At 41.4% G+C, this 23,601-nt stretch carries 23 protein-coding genes and 1 tRNA gene; 12 read left to right on the top strand and 12 right to left on the bottom strand.

What is annotated here, in order from left to right; all coding sequences use genetic code 11:
- Positions 1–21: 21 nt before the first annotated feature.
- The 4 genes from tgt to ACVW2L_RS10805 all read left to right on the top strand — a co-directional run bounded on the left by tgt (position 22) and on the right by ACVW2L_RS10805 (position 4,255).
- Complete coding sequence (gene tgt, locus ACVW2L_RS10820) at positions 22–1,152, top strand: tRNA guanosine(34) transglycosylase Tgt (RefSeq protein WP_457127979.1); 1,131 nt, start codon at positions 22–24, stop codon at positions 1,150–1,152.
- Entirely contained in the window at positions 1,153–2,250 is a 1,098-nt protein-coding gene (locus ACVW2L_RS10815) for an LptF/LptG family permease (RefSeq protein ID WP_457127978.1), read from the top strand.
- The gene (locus tag ACVW2L_RS10810; protein ID WP_457127977.1) at positions 2,247–3,155 is read left to right on the top strand and encodes a DMT family transporter; all 909 of its coding nucleotides are present in this window, start codon (positions 2,247–2,249) and stop codon (positions 3,153–3,155) included. Before ACVW2L_RS10815 ends, ACVW2L_RS10810 begins: the two co-directional genes overlap by 4 nt.
- Positions 3,156–3,970: 815 nt before the next feature.
- On the top strand, positions 3,971–4,255 hold the full coding sequence (locus tag ACVW2L_RS10805; RefSeq protein WP_457127976.1) for a hypothetical protein: 285 nt from the start codon (positions 3,971–3,973) through the stop codon (positions 4,253–4,255).
- A gap of 182 nt (positions 4,256–4,437) precedes the next feature.
- On the opposite strand, the gene ACVW2L_RS10800 is transcribed toward ACVW2L_RS10805, so the two are convergent.
- The gene (locus tag ACVW2L_RS10800) at positions 4,438–5,616 is read right to left on the bottom strand and encodes a proline dehydrogenase family protein (RefSeq protein ID WP_457127975.1); all 1,179 of its coding nucleotides are present in this window, start codon (positions 5,614–5,616) and stop codon (positions 4,438–4,440) included.
- 125 nt (positions 5,617–5,741) lie between these two features.
- On the opposite strand from ACVW2L_RS10800, the gene ACVW2L_RS10795 reads away from it, so the two are divergent.
- Together ACVW2L_RS10795 and aroB are read left to right on the top strand one after the other, a co-directional pair.
- Positions 5,742–5,948: an RNA-binding S4 domain-containing protein gene (locus ACVW2L_RS10795; protein ID WP_457127974.1), complete on the top strand. Its 207-nt coding sequence runs from the start codon at positions 5,742–5,744 to the stop codon at positions 5,946–5,948.
- Between the two features lie 4 nt (positions 5,949–5,952).
- A complete protein-coding gene (aroB, locus tag ACVW2L_RS10790) occupies positions 5,953–7,053 on the top strand; it encodes a 3-dehydroquinate synthase (RefSeq protein ID WP_457127973.1) in 1,101 nt (366 codons plus the stop codon).
- Positions 7,054–7,209: 156 nt separating this feature from the next.
- On the opposite strand, the gene ACVW2L_RS10785 is transcribed toward aroB, so the two are convergent.
- Positions 7,210–8,163 (bottom strand): SMP-30/gluconolactonase/LRE family protein, encoded by a 954-nt coding sequence (locus ACVW2L_RS10785; RefSeq protein ID WP_457127972.1) that lies wholly within the window; start codon positions 8,161–8,163, stop codon positions 7,210–7,212.
- A gap of 162 nt (positions 8,164–8,325) precedes the next feature.
- Between ACVW2L_RS10785 and ACVW2L_RS10780 the strand changes: the two genes are divergently transcribed.
- Positions 8,326–9,015, top strand: coding sequence for a DUF763 domain-containing protein (locus ACVW2L_RS10780; RefSeq protein WP_457127971.1), 690 nt, complete (start codon positions 8,326–8,328; stop codon positions 9,013–9,015).
- Positions 8,981–9,529, top strand: a complete 549-nt coding sequence (locus ACVW2L_RS10775) for a DUF763 domain-containing protein (protein ID WP_457127970.1) — start codon at positions 8,981–8,983, stop codon at positions 9,527–9,529. The genes ACVW2L_RS10780 and ACVW2L_RS10775 overlap by 35 nt, the downstream gene beginning before the upstream one ends.
- Here the strand turns inward: ACVW2L_RS10775 and ACVW2L_RS10770 are convergent.
- Positions 9,521–10,054, bottom strand: coding sequence for a DUF4142 domain-containing protein (locus ACVW2L_RS10770; RefSeq protein ID WP_457127969.1), 534 nt, complete (start codon positions 10,052–10,054; stop codon positions 9,521–9,523). The genes ACVW2L_RS10775 and ACVW2L_RS10770 overlap by 9 nt on opposite strands.
- Before the next feature lie 82 nt (positions 10,055–10,136).
- Positions 10,137–12,719 carry a phosphoenolpyruvate carboxylase gene (locus ACVW2L_RS10765; RefSeq protein WP_457127968.1) on the bottom strand — a complete coding sequence of 861 codons (2,583 nt, stop codon included), beginning with the start codon at positions 12,717–12,719 and terminating at the stop codon, positions 10,137–10,139.
- Between the two features lie 196 nt (positions 12,720–12,915).
- Here ACVW2L_RS10765 and ACVW2L_RS10760 point away from each other — a divergent pair, with 196 nt between their 5' ends.
- Together ACVW2L_RS10760 and ACVW2L_RS10755 are read left to right on the top strand one after the other, a co-directional pair.
- Positions 12,916–14,544 carry an FUSC family membrane protein gene (locus ACVW2L_RS10760; RefSeq protein WP_457127967.1) on the top strand — a complete coding sequence of 543 codons (1,629 nt, stop codon included), beginning with the start codon at positions 12,916–12,918 and terminating at the stop codon, positions 14,542–14,544.
- Positions 14,507–15,061 carry an FUSC family protein gene (locus tag ACVW2L_RS10755; RefSeq protein ID WP_457127966.1) on the top strand — a complete coding sequence of 185 codons (555 nt, stop codon included), beginning with the start codon at positions 14,507–14,509 and terminating at the stop codon, positions 15,059–15,061. Before ACVW2L_RS10760 ends, ACVW2L_RS10755 begins: the two co-directional genes overlap by 38 nt.
- A gap of 22 nt (positions 15,062–15,083) precedes the next feature.
- Here the strand turns inward: ACVW2L_RS10755 and ACVW2L_RS10750 are convergent, their stop codons facing one another.
- Both ACVW2L_RS10750 and ACVW2L_RS10745 read right to left on the bottom strand, forming a co-directional pair.
- The gene (locus tag ACVW2L_RS10750) at positions 15,084–15,491 is read right to left on the bottom strand and encodes a hypothetical protein (protein WP_457127965.1); all 408 of its coding nucleotides are present in this window, start codon (positions 15,489–15,491) and stop codon (positions 15,084–15,086) included.
- Between the two features lie 248 nt (positions 15,492–15,739).
- Positions 15,740–16,372, bottom strand: a complete 633-nt coding sequence (locus ACVW2L_RS10745) for an HAD family hydrolase (protein ID WP_457127964.1) — start codon at positions 16,370–16,372, stop codon at positions 15,740–15,742.
- Between the two features lie 170 nt (positions 16,373–16,542).
- Here ACVW2L_RS10745 and ACVW2L_RS10740 point away from each other — a divergent pair.
- Positions 16,543–16,616: transfer RNA gene (locus tag ACVW2L_RS10740), tRNA-Ile, on the top strand.
- Positions 16,617–17,283: 667 nt separating this feature from the next.
- Here ACVW2L_RS10740 and ACVW2L_RS10735 read toward each other — a convergent pair.
- The 4 genes from ACVW2L_RS10735 to ACVW2L_RS10720 form a co-directional block, all read right to left on the bottom strand.
- Positions 17,284–18,114, bottom strand: a complete 831-nt coding sequence (locus tag ACVW2L_RS10735) for a lipocalin family protein (RefSeq protein ID WP_457127963.1) — start codon at positions 18,112–18,114, stop codon at positions 17,284–17,286.
- A gap of 123 nt (positions 18,115–18,237) precedes the next feature.
- A complete protein-coding gene (locus ACVW2L_RS10730) occupies positions 18,238–18,885 on the bottom strand; it encodes a response regulator (protein WP_457127962.1) in 648 nt (215 codons plus the stop codon).
- A gap of 71 nt (positions 18,886–18,956) precedes the next feature.
- Positions 18,957–20,951 (bottom strand): tetratricopeptide repeat-containing sensor histidine kinase, encoded by a 1,995-nt coding sequence (locus ACVW2L_RS10725; protein WP_457127961.1) that lies wholly within the window; start codon positions 20,949–20,951, stop codon positions 18,957–18,959.
- A 171-nt stretch (positions 20,952–21,122) separates the two neighbouring features.
- Positions 21,123–21,887 (bottom strand): hypothetical protein, encoded by a 765-nt coding sequence (locus ACVW2L_RS10720; protein WP_457127960.1) that lies wholly within the window; start codon positions 21,885–21,887, stop codon positions 21,123–21,125.
- A gap of 186 nt (positions 21,888–22,073) precedes the next feature.
- Here ACVW2L_RS10720 and ACVW2L_RS10715 point away from each other — a divergent pair, with 186 nt between their 5' ends.
- On the top strand, positions 22,074–22,589 hold the full coding sequence (locus ACVW2L_RS10715) for a hypothetical protein (protein WP_457127959.1): 516 nt from the start codon (positions 22,074–22,076) through the stop codon (positions 22,587–22,589).
- Between the two features lie 25 nt (positions 22,590–22,614).
- On the opposite strand, the gene ACVW2L_RS10710 is transcribed toward ACVW2L_RS10715, so the two are convergent.
- Entirely contained in the window at positions 22,615–23,142 is a 528-nt protein-coding gene (locus tag ACVW2L_RS10710) for a hypothetical protein (protein ID WP_457127958.1), read from the bottom strand.
- 16 nt (positions 23,143–23,158) lie between these two features.
- Entirely contained in the window at positions 23,159–23,551 is a 393-nt protein-coding gene (locus ACVW2L_RS10705; protein ID WP_457127957.1) for a hypothetical protein, read from the bottom strand.
- Positions 23,552–23,601: the final 50 nt, after the last annotated feature.

The following is a 23,601-nucleotide window of genomic DNA, read 5'->3' as shown; positions in this document are numbered from 1 at the left end:
TCACTAACTTTGCGCCGCAAAATGAAATTCAATTTAACAGCACAAGATCCGTTATCAAAAGCCCGTGCGGGCCAGATTACAACCGACCACGGAACCATACCAACGCCAATTTTTATGCCTGTGGGTACTGCGGGCACAGTAAAAGCAGTACATCAGCGCGAACTGAAAGACGATATTGAAGCCAAAATAATTTTAGGTAACACCTACCACCTTTATTTAAGGCCGGGTTTAGATGTGCTTGAACGCGCAGGTGGCCTGCATAAGTTTAATGGATGGGAGGGGCCGATATTGACCGATAGCGGCGGCTACCAGGTTTACTCATTAAGCGAGGTGCGTAAAATTAAAGAGGAAGGAGTTACTTTCCGATCGCATATTGATGGCTCTAAACACTTGTTTACGCCAGAGAATGTGATGGACATACAGCGTGTAATAGGCGGGGACATTATTATGGCATTTGATGAGTGTACGCCTTATCCCTGCGATTATAACTATGCTAAAAAGTCTATAGAAATGACGCACCGCTGGCTTAAGCGCTGCTGCGACAGGTTTGACAGTACAGAACCAAAATACGGTTATAATCAAACCTTGTTTCCAATTGTGCAGGGATCAGTTTACAAAGATTTGCGTGTACGTTCGGCAGAAGTTATAGCCTCTTTTGAGCGCGAAGGCAACGCTATAGGCGGCCTGTCAGTAGGCGAGCCGGCAGAAGAAATGTATGCCATGACAGAATTAGTGTGCGATATATTACCGGAGCAAAAACCGCGTTATTTAATGGGTGTAGGTACGCCTATTAATTTATTGGAAAATATTGCTCTGGGTGTTGATATGTTTGATTGTGTGATGCCAACCCGCAACGCGCGCAACGGGATGCTTTTTACCAAGAATGGTGTTATCAACATAAAAAATGAAAAGTGGAAGGATGATTTTTCGCCAATTGAAGAGGATAGTACCTTGTTTGCCGATAAGCAATATACAAAGGCGTACCTGCGGCATTTAATACACTCTGGCGAAATGCTGGGCGCGCAAATAGCAACATTGCACAACCTGCACTTTTATTTGTGGCTGGTAGCAGAGGCGCGTACTAAGATCATATCGGGCGAGTTTACAGCATGGAAAAACATAATGGTTAAGCGGTTGGGCCAAAGGCTTTAAATGAAGGGATTTATATACAAACATCTGAAGATACTTGACAGGTACATCATTAAGAAGTACCTGGGCACGTTTGTTTTCACATTGTTAATAGTTATAACCATATCTGTGGTGTTTGATATATCAGAACACCTGGATAATTTCTTAACGCATAACCGGTCAATTTTTGAGATAGCAAGATATTATATGGGGTTCATCCCCTTTTTTATCGATATGCTATCGCCGTTAATAACCTTCTTAGCCGTAATATTTTTTACAGCTAAAATGGCCAACCAAACAGAGATAGTGCCCATATTAAGCAGTAAAGCAAGCTTTATGCGCTTTTTAAGGCCCTACATCATAACAGCTACCCTTATTTTTCTTGTTTCACTTGTCGGTAAGGTTTATATTATACCTTATACTAACCAAATAAAGGTGACCTTTGAAAACCAGAACGGTTTTAACGGAGAGTTTAACGTGAAGAACGAAGTGCACCTGCAATTGGATAAAGGTACTTACGTTTATGTGCAATCTTTTGATAAGTTTTCAAAAACCGGCTATCAATTTGTCCTCGAGAAATTTGATGGAGACTATATGAAGCAAAGGATAGTGGCTAATTCAATTGCGTATGATTCTGTGAAAAGAGTATGGAATATGCGCGATTATTCCGTTCGTTACATAAATGGACTAAATGAAAAATTGGTGATGAACCTTAGCAAAGACACTGTATTGAACATGCAGCCCGCTGATTTTGAAAATATAAGCAATACTTATTCGGCTATGTCATTGTCTGAGTTAAATAGGCGCATTAAGCAGGAAGCAATTCGCGGATCAGGCGACTTGAAGGATATGCTTTACGAAAAATACCGGCGCTTTGTTTATCCATTCGCATCGTTTGTTCTTACGGCAATTGGTGTATCTATTTCATCGCGCAGGGTGAGGGGCGGAATTGGTATGCCCCTGGGGATTGGACTGTTTCTTTGTTTCGCTTATATAGTGGTTGATAAATTTGCGCTGGTTTTTGCTATTAAAGGCGGCCTGTCGCCATTTTTAGCTACGCTTATACCCAATACCTTTTTCGGCCTTATAGGCCTTTACCTGCTTTATAAAGCGCCTAAATGATGAAGCGTGCCGGTTCCATAAACGCTGCTGTTAATAATAATCTGCTAATACTCCATTTAACGGTATTTATATGGGGCTTTACAAGTATTTTGGGGGCGTTGATCTCTATATCTGCGGTGCAGTTAGTTTGGTACCGGGTGCTTATAGCAACAGTATCGCTGTTTCTTTATTTCAAGTTTAACAAAACAGCATTTACAATCCCCCGGCGGAGTTTTTTTCAGTTGGCTTTAATAGGAGGCATGGTAGGTGCACATTGGATTTTGTTCTTTGCATCTATCAAATTAGCCAACGTTCCGGTGGCGCTGGTATGCCTGTCATCTATCACTTTATTCACCGCTATACTTGATCCGCTCATTAGCAAAAAGCAAATTTCAAAGCTCGAAATCATCGCGGGTGTTTTGATAATAATAGGCATTGTAATTATTTTCAAATTTGAAGTACGATACACTAAGGGTATAATAGCAGGCCTTAGCAGCGCGTTGTGTGCTTCACTGTTTTCCATTGCCAACTCTATACAGATAAAAAAATACCAAGCCCCCGTGATTGCATTTTACGAGTTGATAGGAGCTTTTTTTTGGACGACCTTATACTTGCTTTTTACTGGTGGTTTTGATAAATATATGATACTTCACCGTGCTGATTTGGGTTATTTATTATTACTCGGAACGGTATGTACATCCCTTGCATACGTCGCCGGTGTATCGGTAATGCGGGAACTTTCTGCCTTCCGGGTAGCGCTTATAACCAACCTCGAGCCTGTTTATGGCATCGTAATGTCCTTTCTTTTTTTTGGGGACAGCGATAAGATGACGACCGGATTCTGGGTAGGGGCGGTCATTATTCTATCTACCATCTTTCTGTTTCCGGTAGCACTTAAGCATATTAACACCCGCAAGCAGGCTTAAATTAAGTCTTTATTTTTCCCCAATTTATAAACTAAAGCAGGGTAGGAGGTAAAATCGGTCTTTGCCCAGACTCATTTTTAAGCCCTCTAAGCGAAGTTGTGAATAGGCTGCTTCTATATACATTTTCAAAAAGATAACGCGTTACGGCGCAAATTTAGAAACAATAGTTGTGTAATGAATTGGCTTTGTTATCCGCTGGTTTTAAACGGCTATAATTGGTTAACTTTGCGGTCAAAATTTAAGTTTTGTTATTCCGATTATCGTTTGATAGTTTGTATATATAATTCTAATAATCAAATATTTAAGTTTACAGAATAGAATGGATAATTCATGTAAATGCGGTTAAGTTAATAAGTGTGAAACTAAATATTTTAGCATATCATAAAATATGGTTTATATTTGTATATAAAATGTTAACAATGAGATTAATAGAATATATTAAATAAATAATTACATCGGGTATGTAAATGAGCTGTATTTAAGGCGGGTTAGTGTATTAAAACGGTTGTTTTAATACATTGGGAAAATTGGAAGATGTTGCGCCACGAAAATTTATCCGGGGTTTCAACCGATTTTTTTGCTGTGTGATGTTCCCGCCACGGTAATCTTTTTTTCGGATACATCCATCGGCATCAAAACATCGTCGGATATCTGAATGCAATTTCAATGCCAGATGATTATTGGGCGGTCGAAGCCCAAGCTAGGTTGACCCTGAAAAACGGGTTCAATTTTTTAATAGGTGCACAATATGAATTTGCATTTTAATTCCATCAATAAAAATCGGATATTGGATAAACAATAAACCACAAGCCACCATGCGTATAACTACAATGCTTATCATCTTTATCACAATACTGTTAACCGTGGTACTGATGCAAAACACAGACCCCGTAAGATTCACCATTTTGTTCTCTGATGTAAGGATGTCCAAACTAACGGCTATGGCAATAACTGCACTGGTTGGTTTTGTTTTAGGTTACCTGGTAGGCCGCCCAAAGAAAGCCCGGGATATTGCACCAAGGTACCATGAAGGTGATCATGACGAAGATGATCCCGATACACTAAGTGAAGAAGACAGAAGGTATATAAGTAATGATTAGTAAAGCTGATTAGGCAATGGCACGAAAGATCAATTTGTCATTCTGGGCGATAGCGAAGAATCTTGTACGCTTTAAATTCGACGCGCTAAAACCGGTTTGTAAGACGCAAGAATCGAAATTTTACCTTCATTGTTCGATATCCAACATTCGGTGTTAGAGAATTAAATTCAGAATAAAAGGTACTACACCTTCCTCCGCTTCATCTCCTTTACTATCAAACTCAACTCACGGCTCATTTGGCCCGATATAGCGGTGTTTTCCTGGGCACGACGGAACAAGTAAGGCATAACGGCTTTGATTGGCCCATAGGGCACGTATTTGGCCACGTTGTATCCTCCATCAGCAAGGTTAAAGCTTAAGTTATCGCTCATGCCCAATAGCTGCGCAAAATAGACGTGTTTGTGCCTTGGGTCTATTTTTTTCATCTTTAAAAGTTCGGTTAAATAGCGGCAGCTATCTTCGTTATGCGTACCTGCAATAAAGGCTACTGCATTTATATTGTCTGTGCAATAATCTAATGCAAAATTAAAATCGCTATCGGTGGCAAATTTATCCGGCTGTATGGGCGAGGGGTAACCCAATTCATCGCCCCGGTTGCGTTCCTTTTCCATATAGGCGCCTCTAACTAATTTAGCACCCAAAATAAACTGTTCGGCTTTGGCGGTTGCGCCATCCTGCTTTAACGATGTCAGTTTATCAGCCCGGTAAAGTTGATAGGTGTTGTAAACAATGGCCTGCTCTTTATTATAGTTGCGCATCATATTAAGCGCAAGCAGGTCAATAGTATCCTGTATCCAGCTTTCTTCAGCATCTATCATAACCGGTACACCTGCAGAGTATGCCTTTTCGCAAATAGCCATTACCCTGTCGGCCACGCGTTGCCATTCTTCAATCTCCGTATCGGTTAGTGGCATGCGTTCATCCATTTTTTGCAACAAGGCAAATCTGCCCACCCCCGTTACTTTAAAAACTGTTATGGGGATTGATGGATCCTTAGCTGCCCGCCTAATGGTGCGTAATATTTCATCGCGGGTGTCATCAAAAACCTGCTCATCGTCCTCTCCCTCTATCGAGTAATCTAAAATTGTACCCACCCCTCCTTTTGCAAGGGTTTTGATGGTAGTTTCACATTCACGGATGTTCTCGCCGCCACAAAACTGTCTGAATATGGTCTTTTTGATCATACCTTGAATAGGCAGGCCCATTTTTAGCGCAAGGCTGGTAAGCGGTGGACCTATTTTAACCAAAAAATTGCTGTTTATAACTTTAAATAGCCAGTAGGCTCGGCGCAAGTCGGCATTTGAGGAATGGCGGAACGCCACCTCAGTATTTTCGAACGATAGAGGTTGTTCTTTGTGCATGGATAATAAGTATGGCCCTGCCTTGCAATAGATGCAACACACGGACAGATCAGTTAATGCCGCTAAATTATAAAATGTATATTAGATAACTCATTATTCTGCGAATAGTTTATTTTTGCTGGCACATGATTGAATTTAAAGTAACCGGCGATTTTATCCCTATGATCCAACTATTAAAGGCTACTAACCTGGTTCAAACCGGCGGCGAAGCACAAATAGTTGTGGATGAGGGCAAAGTGAAATACAACGGCCAGGTTGATTATCGTAAACGTTTGAAAGTGAGAGCGGGCGATACTGTTGAATTTGGTGGAGAGACTATAAAAGTGATATAAGAAGATGACTGAGGCATATAACGATACCTTTATTGCAGATACAATGGAACCTTTACAAAGCAATAGTTACAATATATACTTTAATGATGCTTTGACCGAAGTGGCCCGATTTATTGAGCAGGGAAAATACTCCCGGTTTTTTGTATTAACAGACGAGAACACGGTCGCACACTGCCTGCCTTTACTGCGCGAGAAATTGGGCGATGATGCTGACTTTGACCTGATAGAAATAAACGCCGGAGAAGAAAGCAAGGACATTGATTTTTGCATTGGTGTTTGGAAAATGCTGATAGACTTTGGCGCCGACCGCAAGGCCCTTTTGATAAACTTAGGTGGCGGTGTAGTTAGTGACCTGGGCGGCTTTGCTGCATCAACGTTTAAACGCGGTATTGACTTTGTACATGTACCAACAACCCTTCTTTCGCAGGTTGATGCTTCTGTGGGGGGCAAAACAGGAATTGATATTGACAGCATAAAAAACATCATTGGCACGTTTACGCAGCCAAAGGCGGTTTTTATTGAATACGAATTTTTAAAAACCCTGCCTGCCCGCCAGATCCTATCAGGCACCGCAGAGATGCTTAAACATGGCCTGATCTGCGACGCTGCTTACTGGAACCTTTTAAAAGAAAGCGACCTAAGCCAGCCTACAGCAGAAATGGTTTACAGATCTGTAGCCATAAAGAATAAAGTGGTGATAGAAGATCCGCATGAAAGGAATATCCGCAAATCATTAAACTTCGGGCACACCATTGGGCACGCGGTTGAAACCTATTCACTCATCAATGATGAAGATTCCCTTTCTCACGGCGAAGCTATCGCAATCGGCATGATCTGCGAAGCCTACCTATCCTACAAAAAAACCGGACTTAGCCTTGATGAACTGAACGAAATTACTGATGTGCTTATGGAACTTTATCCGTTCTACCAGTTGCGTGAAGAAATGAACGATAATTTGTTAGAGATCATGAAAAAGGATAAGAAGAATCAGGGTGGTAACATTAACTGCACCTTGTTAAGTACAATTGGTCAGTTTAATATCGACAACAATTGTACTGCCGAAGAGCTGATTGAAAGCCTACAGTTTTACGCGAGTTTGAATTGATAGAATAACAGGGGTGTCACCCTGAGCTTGTCGAAGGGTGCGCGTTGGCCTGCCCGCAATGGCCGACATGCTCACCATGACACTCGCGTACCATAAACAAAAAGAGCGATGAGTTTTTAAACTCATCGCTCTTTTTGTTTATACGGAGATTGTATTTTATTCTACCCCTTTTACTTTCATTTGCATGGTAAACACAGCTTTAGGGCTGGTTATAAATAAAACGTCCCGGTTTTTACCACCGAAGCAAACGTTGGTTGTTGATGGTTGAGGAACGGTTATTTGCGCTATGCGTTTTCCATCCTTGTTATAAACCTGTACGCCACGGCCGGTTAAATAAACATTGCCTTTGTCATCTAAAGTTATACCATCAGATCCTAAGTCGGCAAAAGGTGTTTTATTGCTTAGGGTACCATCCTTCTCAATGGTGTATTTAAAGGTTTTTCTGCCACCGTAATCAGCAACATAAAGGTATTTTCCATCGGGAGTACCAACAACGCCGTTAGGTACCCGCATATCGGTGATTACAGGCACGGCCTCATTGCTGCCTTTCCTTACCAAATAAACTTTCTGGCCATCCAACTGCATGCCCGGCGTGCCGCGGTGTTTCCAGAAACCACGTTGAAAATACGGATCAGAGAAATACATATCGCCTTTATCGGTTACAAAAACATCATTAGGGCCGTTCATAAATTTACCACCAATATCTTTGATCAAAGTCGTAATTTTTTTGTCAGGCGATATGCTGATCAACTCGTTCCTTAACTCGGCACAGGTAATTAAATTACCTTTTTTGTCAAAATAAGTACCATTTGCACGGCGAGAACTATCCATCCATACGGTAAGCTTATTATCAATGCCGTACATCCAGATCTTGTCGTTGTTCTGATCGGTAAAATAGATGTTGCCTTTTTTGTCGGGAGATGGCCCTTCGGTAAAGCCAAACTGATCTGATACCAAAACAGGCACCGTGCCGTCAGCAAAGAGGTCGCTGGTTGAGTCGGCCATCATAGCCAATCGCGGGTTAACAACAGGTGTAGGCTTTATCTGCATCGCCGTTAATGCCCCAAGCGATAATGCCGAGGCCACAAATATTTTATGGGTTAATTTCATGAGTATTAATAAATGGTAGCCAATTATAGTTAATAAAAAGCTAATTGGCAAATAGCTGTCGCTTTGCAGCCTTTCATCAATATATAATTTACAAACTGTTTGGGTATGATATAAAATAACGCAAATAGTTTAATGGTTTATTTTTTTGCTAATTTTGTTAGTATGAAACATTCCGGAAGAACTGACCTGCCCCTGCATTATGGTTACGTACCGCAATGGCTTGCGGAGCGTATGGCAAAGCTTGGCCTGGCGGTTATGGAAACCATTATAATGGATTACGGTGCTAATGAGGTTTTACGCCGCCTAAGCGATCCATTTTGGTTCCAGAGCCTTGGTGCGGTAATGGGTATGGACTGGCATTCTTCGGGCATAACCACCTCCGTAATGGGTGCGTTAAAATGGGCGATAAATCCGCATAGCAAAGAATTAGGCATTTATATCTGCGGCGGCAAGGGAAAATATTCAAAGCAAACACCGGACGAACTGATGAAAATAGGTTACCAAACCGGGCTCAATGGCGACGAGTTGGTGCGCTGTAGTAAGTTGAGTGCAAAGGTTGATAACACTGCCGTACAAGACGGCTTTCAGCTTTATACGCACAACTTTGTCGTTAGCAGCACCGGGCAATGGAGCGTTATACAGCAGGGCATGAATGGAAATTCGCGCATGGCGAGGCGCTATCATTGGCACTCAGAACAGCTAAGCTCGTTTGTTGAGGAACCACATAGCGCAATTTGCGGACCTAACCTTGGGTACATTTTAAACATGACGGATAAACTAGCCGCGCCCTCACGAAACGGAATAATGCAAATCGCTAATGAGCATCCCAAAAGCCATGATGGAGGAAGTTAAAAAGCTGGTCATGCCTTCGCATCACGATGTAAGGGCGAAGAATGTTGATTTGAAACGACTGGGCTCGGTGTTATGGCTGGCGCACGAGAGGCAGCCCAAAGATTTTGAAGAACTGCTTTTATTGCAGGGGCTCGGGCCGCGCACCCTGCAATCCATCACACTTGTAAGCGAAGTTATCCATGGTACGCCGTCAAGGTTTAAAGATCCTGCACGTTTCTCATTCGCGCATGGTGGCAAAGATGGGCATCCTTTCCCGGTACCAACCAAGGTTTACGACGAAACCATCGGCGTATTGCAAACAGCTATTTACAAAGCTAAATTGGGAAATAGCGATAAAAATGAAGCTATCAGGCGGCTTACCCAAATAGCCCAAAAAGCCGAAGCGGACTTTACACCTAATGCTGATTTTGATAAGGTGATAGAAGAAGAGCGCAACAACTCATGGAAATATGGCGGTCGCACTGTTTTTGGCAGAGCGAAACCGCCTGTGACACCACAACTAAAATTATTTTAACGAAGCCTTGATCTCCCGAGCCATTTCCAGGTGTTTTTTGAGCTTGGGTAACGCTCTCTCTGCAACCTTCTCTATATCGGCACTTTGACTGTGCAATTCGTTTTCAAAAAGTTTTACATCCTTTTCATGATCCATCACCATCATATTGATATAACTCTCATCAAACTCACTCCCTTTTTTTGCTTGCAGCTGCTTTATCATATCCTGGTGCTCGGTAGTTAGCACATTATTAACAACAAGTTTTTTATCGTCGGCCAGTATTTTTAATGCTTTGCCTATGCTATCATGATCGGTTATTATCATGTTGGCAAATTCCAACACCTTAGGATTGCCGCTTTTATTTTTAGCTAAATTTGCCGCTGTAATTTCAGCTAATCCTCCCTTAATACCTTTTTCCATAAACATCACGCCGCTTTTATCAGCATCAGTTTCGGTGTTTTGAACGTCCTGGCGCTGCCTTTCATCGCAAGCAGTAAATAGCGACAGAGTGGCGCAGATTGATATGCAATAAAATAGATTTTTCATAAACGATAGTTTTTAAAATACAACAAGCGTTGAAGCCGTTGGTTTGAAAAACTGTCGCAAAAAATAAATACTTCAACTGTAGCTAAACTAAATTGCGCCCTGCGTTAACAATGCCGTATACAGTACGAATAATCAATTTATCATATATAGCGTTAAGATCTGCGTTCTTTGAGTGATTTAAGCATTGTAAAGCGTAATGCTGCACAATAACTAAAGGCAATACAATCCGCTCACGAATAGCGATTGAACGCTTGTCAACCGGCGAATCCTGCATTAGCGCTTTGGCGTCTGTTAATTCAAGGAGCAGTTCTTTTGTAAGTTCAAATTCGTCCTTCAGTTGTTTCCAGAAAGCCCCAAACTTTTTATCTTTTTCAAGATAGGCCGTTATCCTGAAATCCGATTTTGACATAGACATTACGCAGTTGTCTATCATTGTACGGAAAAATCCCGACGTGTGATACAGTACTTCAACGTCTTCCCAATTGCCTTCAGCTTTCATCTTCTTCAGCGCGGTGCCTACCCCATAAAATGCAGGAACGTTTTGTTTAAGCTGGCTCCATGAAGTAACAAAGCTTATAGCGCGCAAATCTTCCAGTTTAAGCGGTGCATCTGCGTTACGCTTGGTTGGGCGACTGCTGATGTTAATACGCGACAGCAATTTTAATGGACTAAATTTTTCCAGGTACTCCACAAAAAGCGGATCGGTGCGCAGAGCCATGAACCTTTTATAGCTTTCATCGGCCATTGCAGATATGACAGCCTTTTGATCGTCCTTTAAAACATCACTGTTCTTCGGCTTTAAGGCCGATTGCACACCGGCATTTATTAGCTGCTCCATGTTAAACCGCGCAGTTTCAACCGAGCCGTATTGCGAGCTAACAGTTTGGCCCTGTATGGTAAGTTGTATATGCTCATTGGCTATTTCGCCGCCCATTGATGCGTAAAAGCGATGGGTTTTGCCACCGCCCCGTGCGGGTGGGCCGCCCCGGCCATCAAAAAAGCCCAATTCAATTTTATACTTGCGGGCCATGGCGGTTAATTCAACTTTTGCTTTATAGATTGACCAGTTGGCCATTATATAACCGCCATCCTTTGTACTATCAGAGAAACCCAGCATAATGGTTTGGCAGTTGCCACGGCGTTTTAAATGCTCGCGGTAAAATGGATGCGTATACAAACGTTCCATTACCTCAGCAGCAACTTTAAGGTCGTTCACGGTCTCAAATAAGGGCATAAAATCAACGGCAAGCTCTTCTGCCTTCCATCCGCTCCATAAAAACAGATCAATTAACTGCAAAATATCCGAAGCCTGCTGGCAGTTGCTGATGATAAAACGCTGACAGGCTTTTTGCCCGTTGGCGTATTGGATCTTCTTCATCAGCCTGATGGTGTTCAGCGTATCTTTAGTCATGTCATCGGCATCCTCAGGACAAACAAAATAGCGCTCGTTAAAGGTTAAAGCAGCCAGTTTTTGCTGCTCGTCCATCTCCAGGTAGCCTTGTGGTAGCCCCGTGTCAACGTTATTGGTAACATAATCAAGCACGTTGCGTAATATGCGGCTATCCTGCCTTATATCCAGCGTAGCGAAGAAACAGCCAAACAAGCGTATCTTACGTATCAGGTCATCAACTATATTAACAAAAAGACTGTCGTGGCTTTCTACCAGCGTTTTGCGAATAGAGCCTAATAGGTTTAGCATTTCACCCTGCAGATCACGCGCGTCTTCTTTTGGTTTGTTAAAAGCGTTCTCATAGAGCATGCTTTCCAGTGTTGCAATAGTTTTCTCAATCCCGCGGAAGGTAATACGGCGCTTCAAAAGCCTGAAATCGCGGTAATAACAGCGGAATATAATCTGCCTTAAAAGGTTAGCCACCTCGCGCGTAGTTTCGGTATTTACGTTGGGGTTACCATCGCGGTCGCCACCCGGCCAAAAACCCAGTTCAAGCAACTGGCTTTTTCGGATCTCATCAATATCAAATTCTTCCTCTAATTTTGATTGAATGCCTGATATAGCGTGATAAAAAGTATTCTCCAGGAACCAGACCAAACTAACGGCCTCATCAACCGGGGTAGGTGATGTTTTGTTAAAGAAGGGCGTTTTACCCAATTGTTGTAATAAAACATCAATGTTTTTAATATCGTTGGTTTTCAGGGCTTCGATCAGGTCATTCATAATACCCAGCACCGAGCCCGGATAAAACTGGGTAGGGTGGGCGGTAAGCACCATCCTTAACGAAAAATCCTTCAGTTTATCACTAATGTTGTCTCGCTGCTTATCACTGGCCGCGGCTTGCTGCAGTAAGCCCTGTAAAGTGCCTGTATCATCCGTACGGCCCAATTTACTGAATGATGAATCCTCTATCGCATCAAAAAGCACTACCTGCCGCTCAATGTATTGAATAAACCTGAACAGTCGGTTAAGCTGCTCGGCATGATCAATATCCGGAACGTATTTTTTAAAGAACGACTCGATAATAAGTGTAGGCGACTCCTCGTTTGCAGCACCTTTTTCGCAGTGTGAGCTAAAAAATGGCAGCAATATGCCTATCTCCTTTACCTGGTAAAAAGGCAAAGTTTGAAAAAGGCTGTTATACAACTCGAAGCGCGTAACCACCTCGCTGTTAAAGGCTGCTTCTCTTTGACTTAATTTCAAGGTTGACGACATAAGGATGTTTTTTAAAGCAGGAAAAAAAAGATGAAACCATCGCCTCACCAAATTGATGTGAATTTAAGCCAAATTAGATTAAATTGAAGAGTTATTAAAAATAATAAGTAAAAAATATTAATATACGTAATAAAATATGACATATATGTAATTATTGCAAATTTGGATATCAGGGTTTTTTACCGAAATTTACCCGATGCTAACCACCGATAAAGAGGTAAAAAGTTTTTTCTTCAGTCAATATTTTTCTGATGGGCTGCGCATGTCTTTAGGCATACTTATACCCGCACTTACCCTGTTGCAGTTTGACAGGTTTGAGCAAGGCATAGCGCTATCATTGGGCGCTGTTTGTATCTGCGTAACCGATAGCCCCGGGCCTATATTGCACAAGCGTAATGCTATGGCCATTGGCAACCTGTGTATGTTTATTGTGGCGCTTACCACCGGCTTTGCGCGTTTTAATGTATACACATTGGCGCTTGAGGTTACTGTTTTTACTTTCCTGTTTTCCATGTTTACGGTTTACGGCAACCGCTCAGCCTCTGTAGGTACTGCCGCGCTGCTTATCATGATCTTTATGATAGACAGGGATATTGAGCGCAGCGATGTGCTGAAATACAGCGGCAATATATTGGCGGGCGGTTTATGGTATATGGCGTTTAGCCTATTGTTTTTCGGGATAAGGCCTTACCGGGCCGCCCAACAGGCATTAGGTGAGAATATAGCCGATATAGTAAGGTTTTTACGTTTAAAGGCTGATTTTTACCTGCACGAAACCGACATTGAAGATAATTATCGTAAGGTAATATCCCAACAAATAAAAGTTAGCGAACACCAGGACCTTGTGCGCGAGCTGCTGTTTAAAAGCCGCGTTATGGTGCGCGAGTCTACCAATGCAAGCCGGATACTGGTATTAACCTTTGTTGACCTGGTAGATATGTTTGACCATATTATGGCTACGCATTATGATTACCAGGCCATTCGCGAAAAGTTCCAGCATACAGGCGTGCTTCCGCACATTTCACAGCTGATACAGGAAATGGCCGATGAACTGCAGAATATAGGCTACATGGTATTAAGCAACAATCGCCATAAACACCTGCGCAACTTTTTACCGCAGCTTGATCTGCTCAAACAAAAAATTGATGCCATTGGCAATGAGAAAGAAACCAGTACGCTTGTGCTAAAAAAGGTGCTAATCAACCTGCGGGACCTGAACAAGGAGATTGAAAATATCTGGACCTATTATAACTCTAACTCATCTAAGATCCTGATAGAACACAAAAGTCGCCCCGCATCTGACCATTCAAAATTTGTAAGCCACCAGGACTACGACTGGCGCATTTTTTTTGATAATCTTAACTTTGCATCAGGCGCCTTTAAACATGCCTTAAGGGTTTCTTTGGTGTGTTTTATAGGTTTTGTTGCTGCGCGATTACTGCCGCTGGGTCACCATAGCTATTGGATCTTGCTTACTATCATCGTTATTATGAAACCAGGCTTCAGCCTGTCTAAGCAACGCAATTATCAGCGCTTGTTGGGTACTATTGGGGGCGGTGTTATAGGTATACTTATTTTGATGTTTATACCCAACAGCAATGTGCAGTTTGCGTTAATGGTTGCCCTGATGATAGGCACTTACAGTTTTATGCGGCTTTATTATGTGGTAAGCGTTATCTGCATGACGCCTTATGTGCTTATCCTTTTTAAGTTTTTAGGCATCGGCGGGTTTGATATTCTGGAAGAGCGTATAATGGATACAGCCATAGGCTCTGGCTATAGCCATATTGGCAAGTTATCTTGCATTCCCTACCTGGGAGTTTGAACAAATAAAGAAGACGCTGGCTGATGCCATAACCGCAAATACCTGTTATTTGGTAAGAGCTACGGAGAGTATGACAGGTAAGCCCATAACGCTTACCGAATATAAGTTGGCGCGTAAGGATGTTTACATAAAATCTGCCAACTTATCGGCAGCGTTTGAACGGATGACATCCGAGCCTAAAAGCAAGCAGCGTAATATTAAGGATGTGCATAAGTTTGTGGTGCTAAATCATATTTTAAGCTCGTACATAGCTACGGTAGCAGGGGAGGTGACAAACAAACCCGATTATAAGGCCCGACCAAGTGCGGTAAAACTGGTAAGAAAAAGCCTTGCGTTGCTGAATGAGTCTATTAAAAAACTCGGCGGTAACAAGATTGAATTTTATGAAGATAAAAACCCTTTGCCTTTAGAGGAAAAGCCGGCTACAGTTAATGAAACGCTTTTAAAGGAACAATTGGAATTCATCAACAAAATAAGCGTTGATATTACTAAGGTTACCGATGACGTGCTGAAGTAGGCGTTTTAACTTTAAAAAACTATCAATCAATTATTTTGGCGAGGTCACGGTAAACAAAGGTTGATTCTCCGTTTGTGTTATCAATATCCAATTTCAGATCTTTTAATCCCGCGCCATGATAGCCCATGCCTTTGGTACGTTTAATGTCTTCTAACTTATTCCAGCTATTGATCAAAATAAGGCTTTGCGCGTGTATTCCGCTGCCGCTAATGTCAACTTTCATGTAATCTTTGCCTGCAATGTTGGCTAAACCCTCAAAGTTGAACGCAAGATTTACGGTACCATTATCCAAAAAATGTTTTATCAGCTCTTTTTTGTATTGTGCTGATGATGGATCAAGCGTCGCAAAAATATTATTTGTGGTTGTTGACTTACAAGATGGTGCAAGCAACATACAACTAATGGCTGAAACGATTAGAGAACTTTTCATAATGATGAGGTTTTATTATGCAATATAAGTCTTTTAATTGGTCAACAGCATATAGACATGCCGCTAAAGGAGAAGGCACAAAAAAAAGGTTTCTTTAAAAAAAGCAGGCTTAAGGTGTATGCAACTAATATTATAATGGCCTAAAAAGTCAATTTTTGATAAGTATATAGATTTAAAACGTTGTAAATGAATACTTTAGCAAAATTTCACAATTGGATTACTTGCTGTACACAGCTACACCTGCACACTCACAGCAATCCGTTTACCTTAAAAAACTGTTGAATATTGTCGGGAGCGGTAATTAAATAGGTTTGAAAACCTAACCTTTTAGCAGTTTCTAAATGCTGCGGACTATCATCAATAAACAAAGTTTCTGCCGGATTGAGGTTGTTTTCCTGCAAAACCTGCTCAAATATTTCAGCATCAGGTTTGCGTTTACCCATCAGGTGCGAGTAATAAACTTTCTCAAACAAATCATCGTTGTTGTCCATCCCAAACTCCGACTTTAAGTATTCATGTACAAAGTCAAAATGAATGGCATTAATGTTACTCAGCAAGAAAGTGCGGTATTTATGCTTTAATTGTGCCAAAAGCTCATGATTTCCTTCAGGAATACCCACAAATATTGCGTTCCATGCGCCATCTATCTGCTCGTCGGTAAGCTCCGGTTTCTTTGTGAGTTCGCGTATCCGGTTACGGAAACCTTCTGGCGTTATCTGTCCGCGTTCTAAAGCGTTAAAAACATCGTCCTGCTGGCGGTGCCCGTAGAATTCGTGAGCGTTGGTGATGCCTAATTGTTTCCAGGCTTCGGCTACCTTGTTAAAATCTATATGATAGATCACGTTACCGTAATCAAAAATGATGTTATTTATATTATTCATAACAAACGCGAGCTGCCAGTTGAGCGGCAATAATCGGCAGCAAAAATATAATAATTTAATTAAGTGAATCTCAGCGACGCAGCATTAAAAAAGGAAAATTTAAATAAATACGCTTTGTAATGTAAAGGTAAAGTCGTAAAATTGCAGCCTGAAATTTAACAGATTTCACTGCGCCTATAGCTCAGTTGGTTAGAGTAGAAGACTCATAATCTTTTGGTCCCTGGTTCGAGCCCAGGTGGGCGCACGGAAAGCGAATGAAAGACGTCGCTTGACCCTCTAAATCATTGATTTAGAGGGTTTTTATTTTATTCCAATCCTTTTCAATCCTTACGAATACACCCTTTGGAACCCCAATCCGGCTACCTGAAATTTGTTTTTAATTTCGAGGCAAATTTAAGAGTTAATGAACTGTTTTACAATTAGTTATGAGTGCTAATATAGACTAAAAAACACTCAAAATGACTCGAAAAAACACCAATCCGGCGACTAAAAGCGAGCAAGTAGGGTTTTATCCAACAGAGTCTTCAGGTGTTAGCAGGCCGGCGTCGGGCAGATTTCTTTCGATAACAAATTTTTCCATAACCAACTATTGATATTTGCCTGCAAAAATATAAGTAAGGTGGCTGAGGGCATTTTAAGATATTGCCGTATGGAACCTTTGTTCGGGAATCTCAAAGCATCTTCATGTATTGTGGTTTGTTTGATCATGGCCGCCCGCAGTACTCTTAAAACGGGCCGGCCAATATAGTTGTTGCAGAGTAGCTTTATCAGACAAATGGCAGTACGCATAAACATACTGCCATTTGTTTTTAGCCATTTGGGTGCGCCAGGCGCAGCATGTGTTTGCTATAGTGCGACTTAACTTGCAAGGTGAGGTGTATGCTCACTTGAAACTGGCGGATCGACCTGTATTAATTAGTCGCTGGTACCTGGTACAATTCGACCATATGTCCCCCACCATCCATGTACCTGGTGATAAAGCTCTTGTCGTTTAGTTCGAGTATAATAAACGTTATATTTAAGGCAGGTGCAGTGCCGGATGCAGGGCGGGTAGATGTATAATTACTTTGGTCTGCATTAAAGGCCCAGTTGCCGTTGGTGGTAACCGCACTACCATCAATGTAACTTGTTACAAGAGCACCATTGGGCATATTGGTAAAACGAGTGGCCAGCAAGCCGCTTGTTAAAGTTTGTTCAACGCCGTCAACCGTACGTTTGGCGTATTTCCAGGTTTTACCTGCAGCTGTGGTTCCTGCTATTTGCTGCACGCGGTTAAGTAAGGTTGCATCGTCACTTTTGATATAGTATGATTTTGCTCCGCCAAATTCAATGACCATTTCTGTATTACTCAGTGTCACCAAGTTAACAGGAACTCCATCTATAGATAGTGTTTTCCCGTCGGTAGATACCGACCAGGTGCCGGAATTTCCTGTTTGAGAAATAGTACCGTTGTTAATAGCGCAAGCGCGATCATCGCAGGTGTAAGTCGAGGTGCTGTAAGTGCCATTGCTGTTTAAAACTATTTTATCGTTATTTTTTGAGCAGGTACTGATACATTCTTCTACGTTATTGTAAGTGGCACGGTTGAGCGACCAGGCTTTAGTAGACGAACCGCTTAACAAGTTCTTAAAGTTTGTTGGTGTATTACCGTCCGTGTCCTTATCTTTTTTACACGATGGAATTACCGATATAAATAACAACAAGCTTAGCGCGGCGAGAGATTTTGGGATGATGTTTTTCATGAGCGTTCTTTGAGGTTTGTTTTAAAGTGTCACAGCAAAATTGAACAAACACTTCACCTCATACAATCGCATAAATATGTCTATTTTACAAGCTGATTTCAGACAATTAACAAAATGAAGATATTATAAAAGCCGGTATTTTATTGCTTTAACTACAGCTTCTGAGCGAGAGTGTACTTGCAGTTTTTCGTATATACTGCGGATATAGGTCCTTACGGTATCAACCGCAATAAAATGCTTCTCACCGATCATCTTGTAAGTCAGCCCGGCAACCAGACCTTCCAGAACCTCCAATTCTCGTTTGTTAAGTTCTATTTCTTCTTTGGGATTAGCGTAGTGTAACTTCATCAGGCCAAATACCTTCCGGGCAATAGCCGGCGACATTGGTGAACCGCCGCTACTTACCTGACGAATGGCATCCATAATATTCTCTGGCGACGAATTTTTAAGTAAATATCCTGAAGCCCCTGCTATAATGGCGGTAAGTACCTTATACTCATCTTCTAAAACAGTAAGCATTATAACCTGCGTGTTGCGGGTTTTAGTGTTCTCCTTTAATTGGCGGGTGCAATCCAGGCCGTTCATACCCGGCAGGTCAATATCCATCAACACCACATCCGGTACATCAGCAGTAATTGCTTTTATACCATCCGTGCCTGATCCGTATTCTCCTACGCATTCAAAATCGGTCGAAAAGTTAAGCAAATACTTAAGCCCGCCTCTAAAGAGTACATTGTCTTCAACAATCGCAACGCGTATAGGACTAAGCATAAATTTATTTCTAACCAGCTGTAAATATAGTAAATGGCAATGCTTAGCTCAGTCGCATAAACATGCGGTAGTTAAGATTTAGTAATTGGGCAATCAAAGAAAATTTGTGTTCCATCACCGCCGCGCGATACAATACTTAGTTTCCCGCCAGCCTGATCTGCCCGCTTGCGGATATTTCGCAACCCATTCCCTTGTCTCGCGGTAGCCACGTCAAAACCTTGTCCATCGTCAACGACACTTAAAAGAAGTATCCCACCATTTTTTGTAAGGTTAACATTGATGTTTTGAGCAGATGAATACTTAAAAGCATTGTTAAGCGATTCTTTATAAATAAGGTAAACGTTTTTGCGTATATCCATCGGTAGCTCTATCGTCTTTACATCCTCGGCTATGTTAAGTTTTACGTTGACATTTTTAACTTCTGCAAGCGGGAAGGCAAATTCACGCATCCGGTTAATTACCTCGCTCATGTTATCATTTTCAGGTTGTATCGCCCAGATCATATCCTGCATGGCCGAAACAGTACCACGCGAGGATTCCCCAATTATAGAAAGTATACCTTTTGTTCGCTGTGCGTCAGCCAGGTCGTCCCGCAAAGCCATTTCACTATATAATGCGATACTGCTCAATGTGGATCCTAACTCATCATGAAAATCTGCCGCAATGTTCGATCGGATATCTTCTACCTCTGACAGTTTTTTAAGTCGGTAACGCCTGTAAAATATAAACAGTACAACCAACAATATAGCGCAACCTGCTACTAACAGCAACATGTTCCTGTTCTGTACAGATAACTGTAAGTTATTCACCTGGTTTTTTTGGTTTAAGCTTTGCAGCTGCATGGAAGTAACCAAATTTGCTTTCTGATAATTATCCAGCTTTAAATGGTTCAACGATTCCTGCTGTCGCAAATTGTTCAATTTTAACAAAGCAAGTAATCGTTCTTTATTCATATTTGCCAGTCCCAAGCTGCTAATGCGGTTGCGATCTGTAAGACTGGCTATTTCTTGCTGTTTTTTCTCCGTTTCAGTCTCAAAGCGGTAAGCTGCATCTAATACACTTACCCGGTCAACCCGTTGCCTGGCAAAAATACTGTCTTTCAGGCCGAGGTGTTTTTTTAGATACAAGTTGGCCAATTGATGGTTTTCGATTTCCTGGTAGCAGTTAGCCAACACCTCGTAACAAGTCCATACCAAACTTTTGATATTATATAATTGGGCCTGTTGTAAACTTTTCAATTCGTATGTTATCGCCTTGTGGTATTCTCCTTTGGCTTCCGCTGTCCGGGCAAGATTGTTATAACTATACGCTCGTCCTCTCATATTTGCAACAGTATCTTCTGCGGAATAGGCCTTGTTGAAATATCCGATGGCAACATCGGGTTTGTTCATACTGAGATAAACCTTGCCGATATTGTTGTTAGCAATTACTTGTGTAAAGCTGTCATTTGGCTTTAGCTCCAAATATTTTTGATAGTAACTGATGCTTTCATTATACAAGCCCTGCGACTCTTTAATATTACCGATATTGACCAACAGATCTGCCAATGGTCCTTTTTTTAAACGTAAGGCCTGCTGATAAGCTGGTAGAAGATAGGTCATGGCTTTATCGTAATCTTCCAGGTATTTATAGATCATTCCTATTTTGTTATTGATCTGCATGACCAGTATGGCGTCGTTCAGCTTTTCGCTTAGTTTCAGCGCAGTCAGCAAATTCTCCATGGCCTGGCTGTAACTAAATTTCAGGTAAAAGCCTGAGCCTAGTCCATAATAATTTTTAGCTTCAAAAAGCACATCATTACCTCGCTTGGAATAGGTTATCCCCAGCAAACTATATTTAATAGATTCATCAGCGTTGAAGCTGTCGAAATTAATGCTTGAAACCGCGTAACCGGCGCGCCCTGCACCAACCCAGTTTTTGACTTTAAGGGCGTTATCTAAACGGCTATGCGCATTATCTAATAAAGTATCTTCATTCAAACCAACCGCATAAATATGTGCAGAAGCGCAGTAGTGAGATAGTACTAATAGAGCAATAAGCAGTTTGGAGCCAATGTTGCCAAGCATATAAGAAATGACTAAGCCTAAAAATAGGATTATATATTTACAAATACATTAGCATAAATATGTGAGGTAGGGTCGCTAAGATAACTTTGCGAAAATGCCGGAGCAGGAGAAGGCCGAACCTGACCTTGTGTAGTGAAAAGTACGAGTAAGAGCGCTTGGCTGGTTGCGGTATTAATTACAAGATGCCAGATCCACGGTAAGTAAGTCAGCGTTTTTCCACTTTATCCATCCCTCAACTTGTTTAAAACCCTCGTCTTCACCTGAGCAGTTTTTTACTGATTTGATCTTGATCTGATCACCCTTTAGTTGTAATACTTCGTATATCAAATCATTATTACTACCTGCGGCAGGTAATCTATTGCAGCCTTTAAGCCTTATTTTGTTATTTTTCAAATAGTCATCCCATTTACTAAAAGTGCACCTCAAACTGGCCTTTTTTACTTTTCGTTTTTCCTTATTTACATAAATAATAAGGTAATCCTTATCCGTACCAATGGCCTCGGCATCAAAGTCAAATTGCATGAAATCGTCTACCGGCACTACCGCCCTCGCAATTATTTTGGCAGGCATGTCCAGCATGTAAAAGCTATAGCCCTCATTATAAACCAGGAAGCCAAATTGAGACCCATCTTCGTTGTAAATATCCAGACGGTCATTCACCTCAAATTGAAACGATATTACGCCCACACCGCGTATTTTGTCTTCAGTATAACTGCTGGTGCCTGCGTCCGAGTATATCAGCGTTTCAGTTGCCTTACAATCGCCTGCATCCGGAGGGCTTTTAGGTGCTTCCGCAGGTGGACTTTCGGCGAGTAGAGCTTGGGTGGTGTCTGTGCTAGCCTGCTGTTGTGTAGCAACGTTTCCACAGCCGGCAGTAAAAACAAGGCTCATTATAGCCAACAATATCTTTAAACGTGTGTTACCAGTTAAATTCATTTTAGAAGTATTTTCTGCAGCTTATGAAACGCTTTGTTATCTGGAGGCTAACGATCTTGGTGCTTATATTGTTTTCGATAACGGCTGATAAATGTCAACCACAAATACTATGCAAGAAACCATTTCTTTAGAGGAAGTTATCAAAGAAGGCAGGAGTCCAGTTGTTAATCCAAATACTTACATGATATGCAAAAAAGATTAACTTATATCAGCCTGGCTATCTTGCTGTTATTTTTATATAGCAGCTGCAATCGGCAAAAGGAAATGGTTATTGAGCCAATAAGCGAAGAATTCAACAAGGAATACATCACCGGTAAAGGCTTAGATACAAATTTTTTTAATAACACTGATGTGATGCAATATTATCAAGTGACCAATTACGGTGGTTTGAACGCTGATCAGATCCTTGCCAATTTGCATGATTTCTCCATAGCGAGCTATCCGCCAAGCAAACTAACTCATATTCAAACACTAACTTTATTATTTTATGAAAAGAAGCTGTTTGTTGATTACCGCGATCATTTATATGAGTCAGCAAGAGATAATGACACCAGGCGGTTATATGATTACGGTGATGAGTTATTAGCGAGTATTACCTTTGAACGGCTAAAAGATGATCCCCGAAAAATGTCGTTACAAAAGATCGTTTACGATAAAGATAAACTTAAGAAGGAGGTGGTTGATACGATCTCAGTACCATAGTCGCCAAACACAAATTAGTAATAAGCTAACGTTTTATACATTGCTTAACCCATTCCAAAATCTCTTGTTTTTCAGCTTGTTTTAATACGCCTAAGGCCGTTAATGGCAGTATCCCGGAGTCCAAAGTAAGATAAAGCTGCCAGCCCGCCCAAAACGTTTTTTTGAGCGTAATATCCCGAATGCATTTGTATTGCACAAAAGTAAGCGGACCGGCATCCATTGCCATTTTACCTGCGCCACTGCCTTTTGGTATTTCCCGGTAATAAAACCCGTCATCATCCAGTCTGGCGCGTTCCACGCCATCTGCATATTTAATAAAGAAGTAGCCTCCTAACAAAAATCCCAACTTAAACGCAAGCATTAATAGCGACCCCAAAAATTCTACTACACCTTCAAAACTGAGCAGCACCCATTGGATATTATTCCAAAATGAATTTTTAATATCAACACCCATAAAGGTAAAAGCAAGCCCGACAATTATCAGAATGACACCAATTGTTATGGAGCGCCAAGGCGGCAAACAATAGCTCTTCGATGTTTCCCCGTCTTTCATTTGAGCAGAAAATGGTTTAACGTTTGTTTTTGTAAAACAACAGCGCAAGCACCCGACCTTTTTCCCCGTAACTTGCGCGGATGGTATTTGGTGCTTCTGTTTCTTCGTTTATACCGGTTAATATGATCTCCCGCTTATCTGCGACTGAACTTAAGCTCAAAACAAAGTTGCCGTTAGCTTCCGGTGTACCGTTTTGTGCAGTAAAAAGCTGTGTTTTTTGCCGGTTGCTAACCAATCTGATGTTGCTGGCACCGATATATCCATCCGTGTAAGCTAAGTGAAACACGCCATTTTTAAGCTTAGCTGTATATTTAACGGTTTCATACGCTTTAGGCTGCTGAGCCATTGCCGCGACTCCATAGAAGCAAAGGCTGCTAAATAGGACAGTTTGGAATAATATGAGTTTCATTATCTATTTATTCAAATCTGATTAAACAACCAGTTTACCAAATTGTTATC

The organism is Mucilaginibacter sp. HD30, from assembly GCF_054061755.1.
This window is presented reverse-complemented; position numbering and strand designations above follow the sequence as displayed.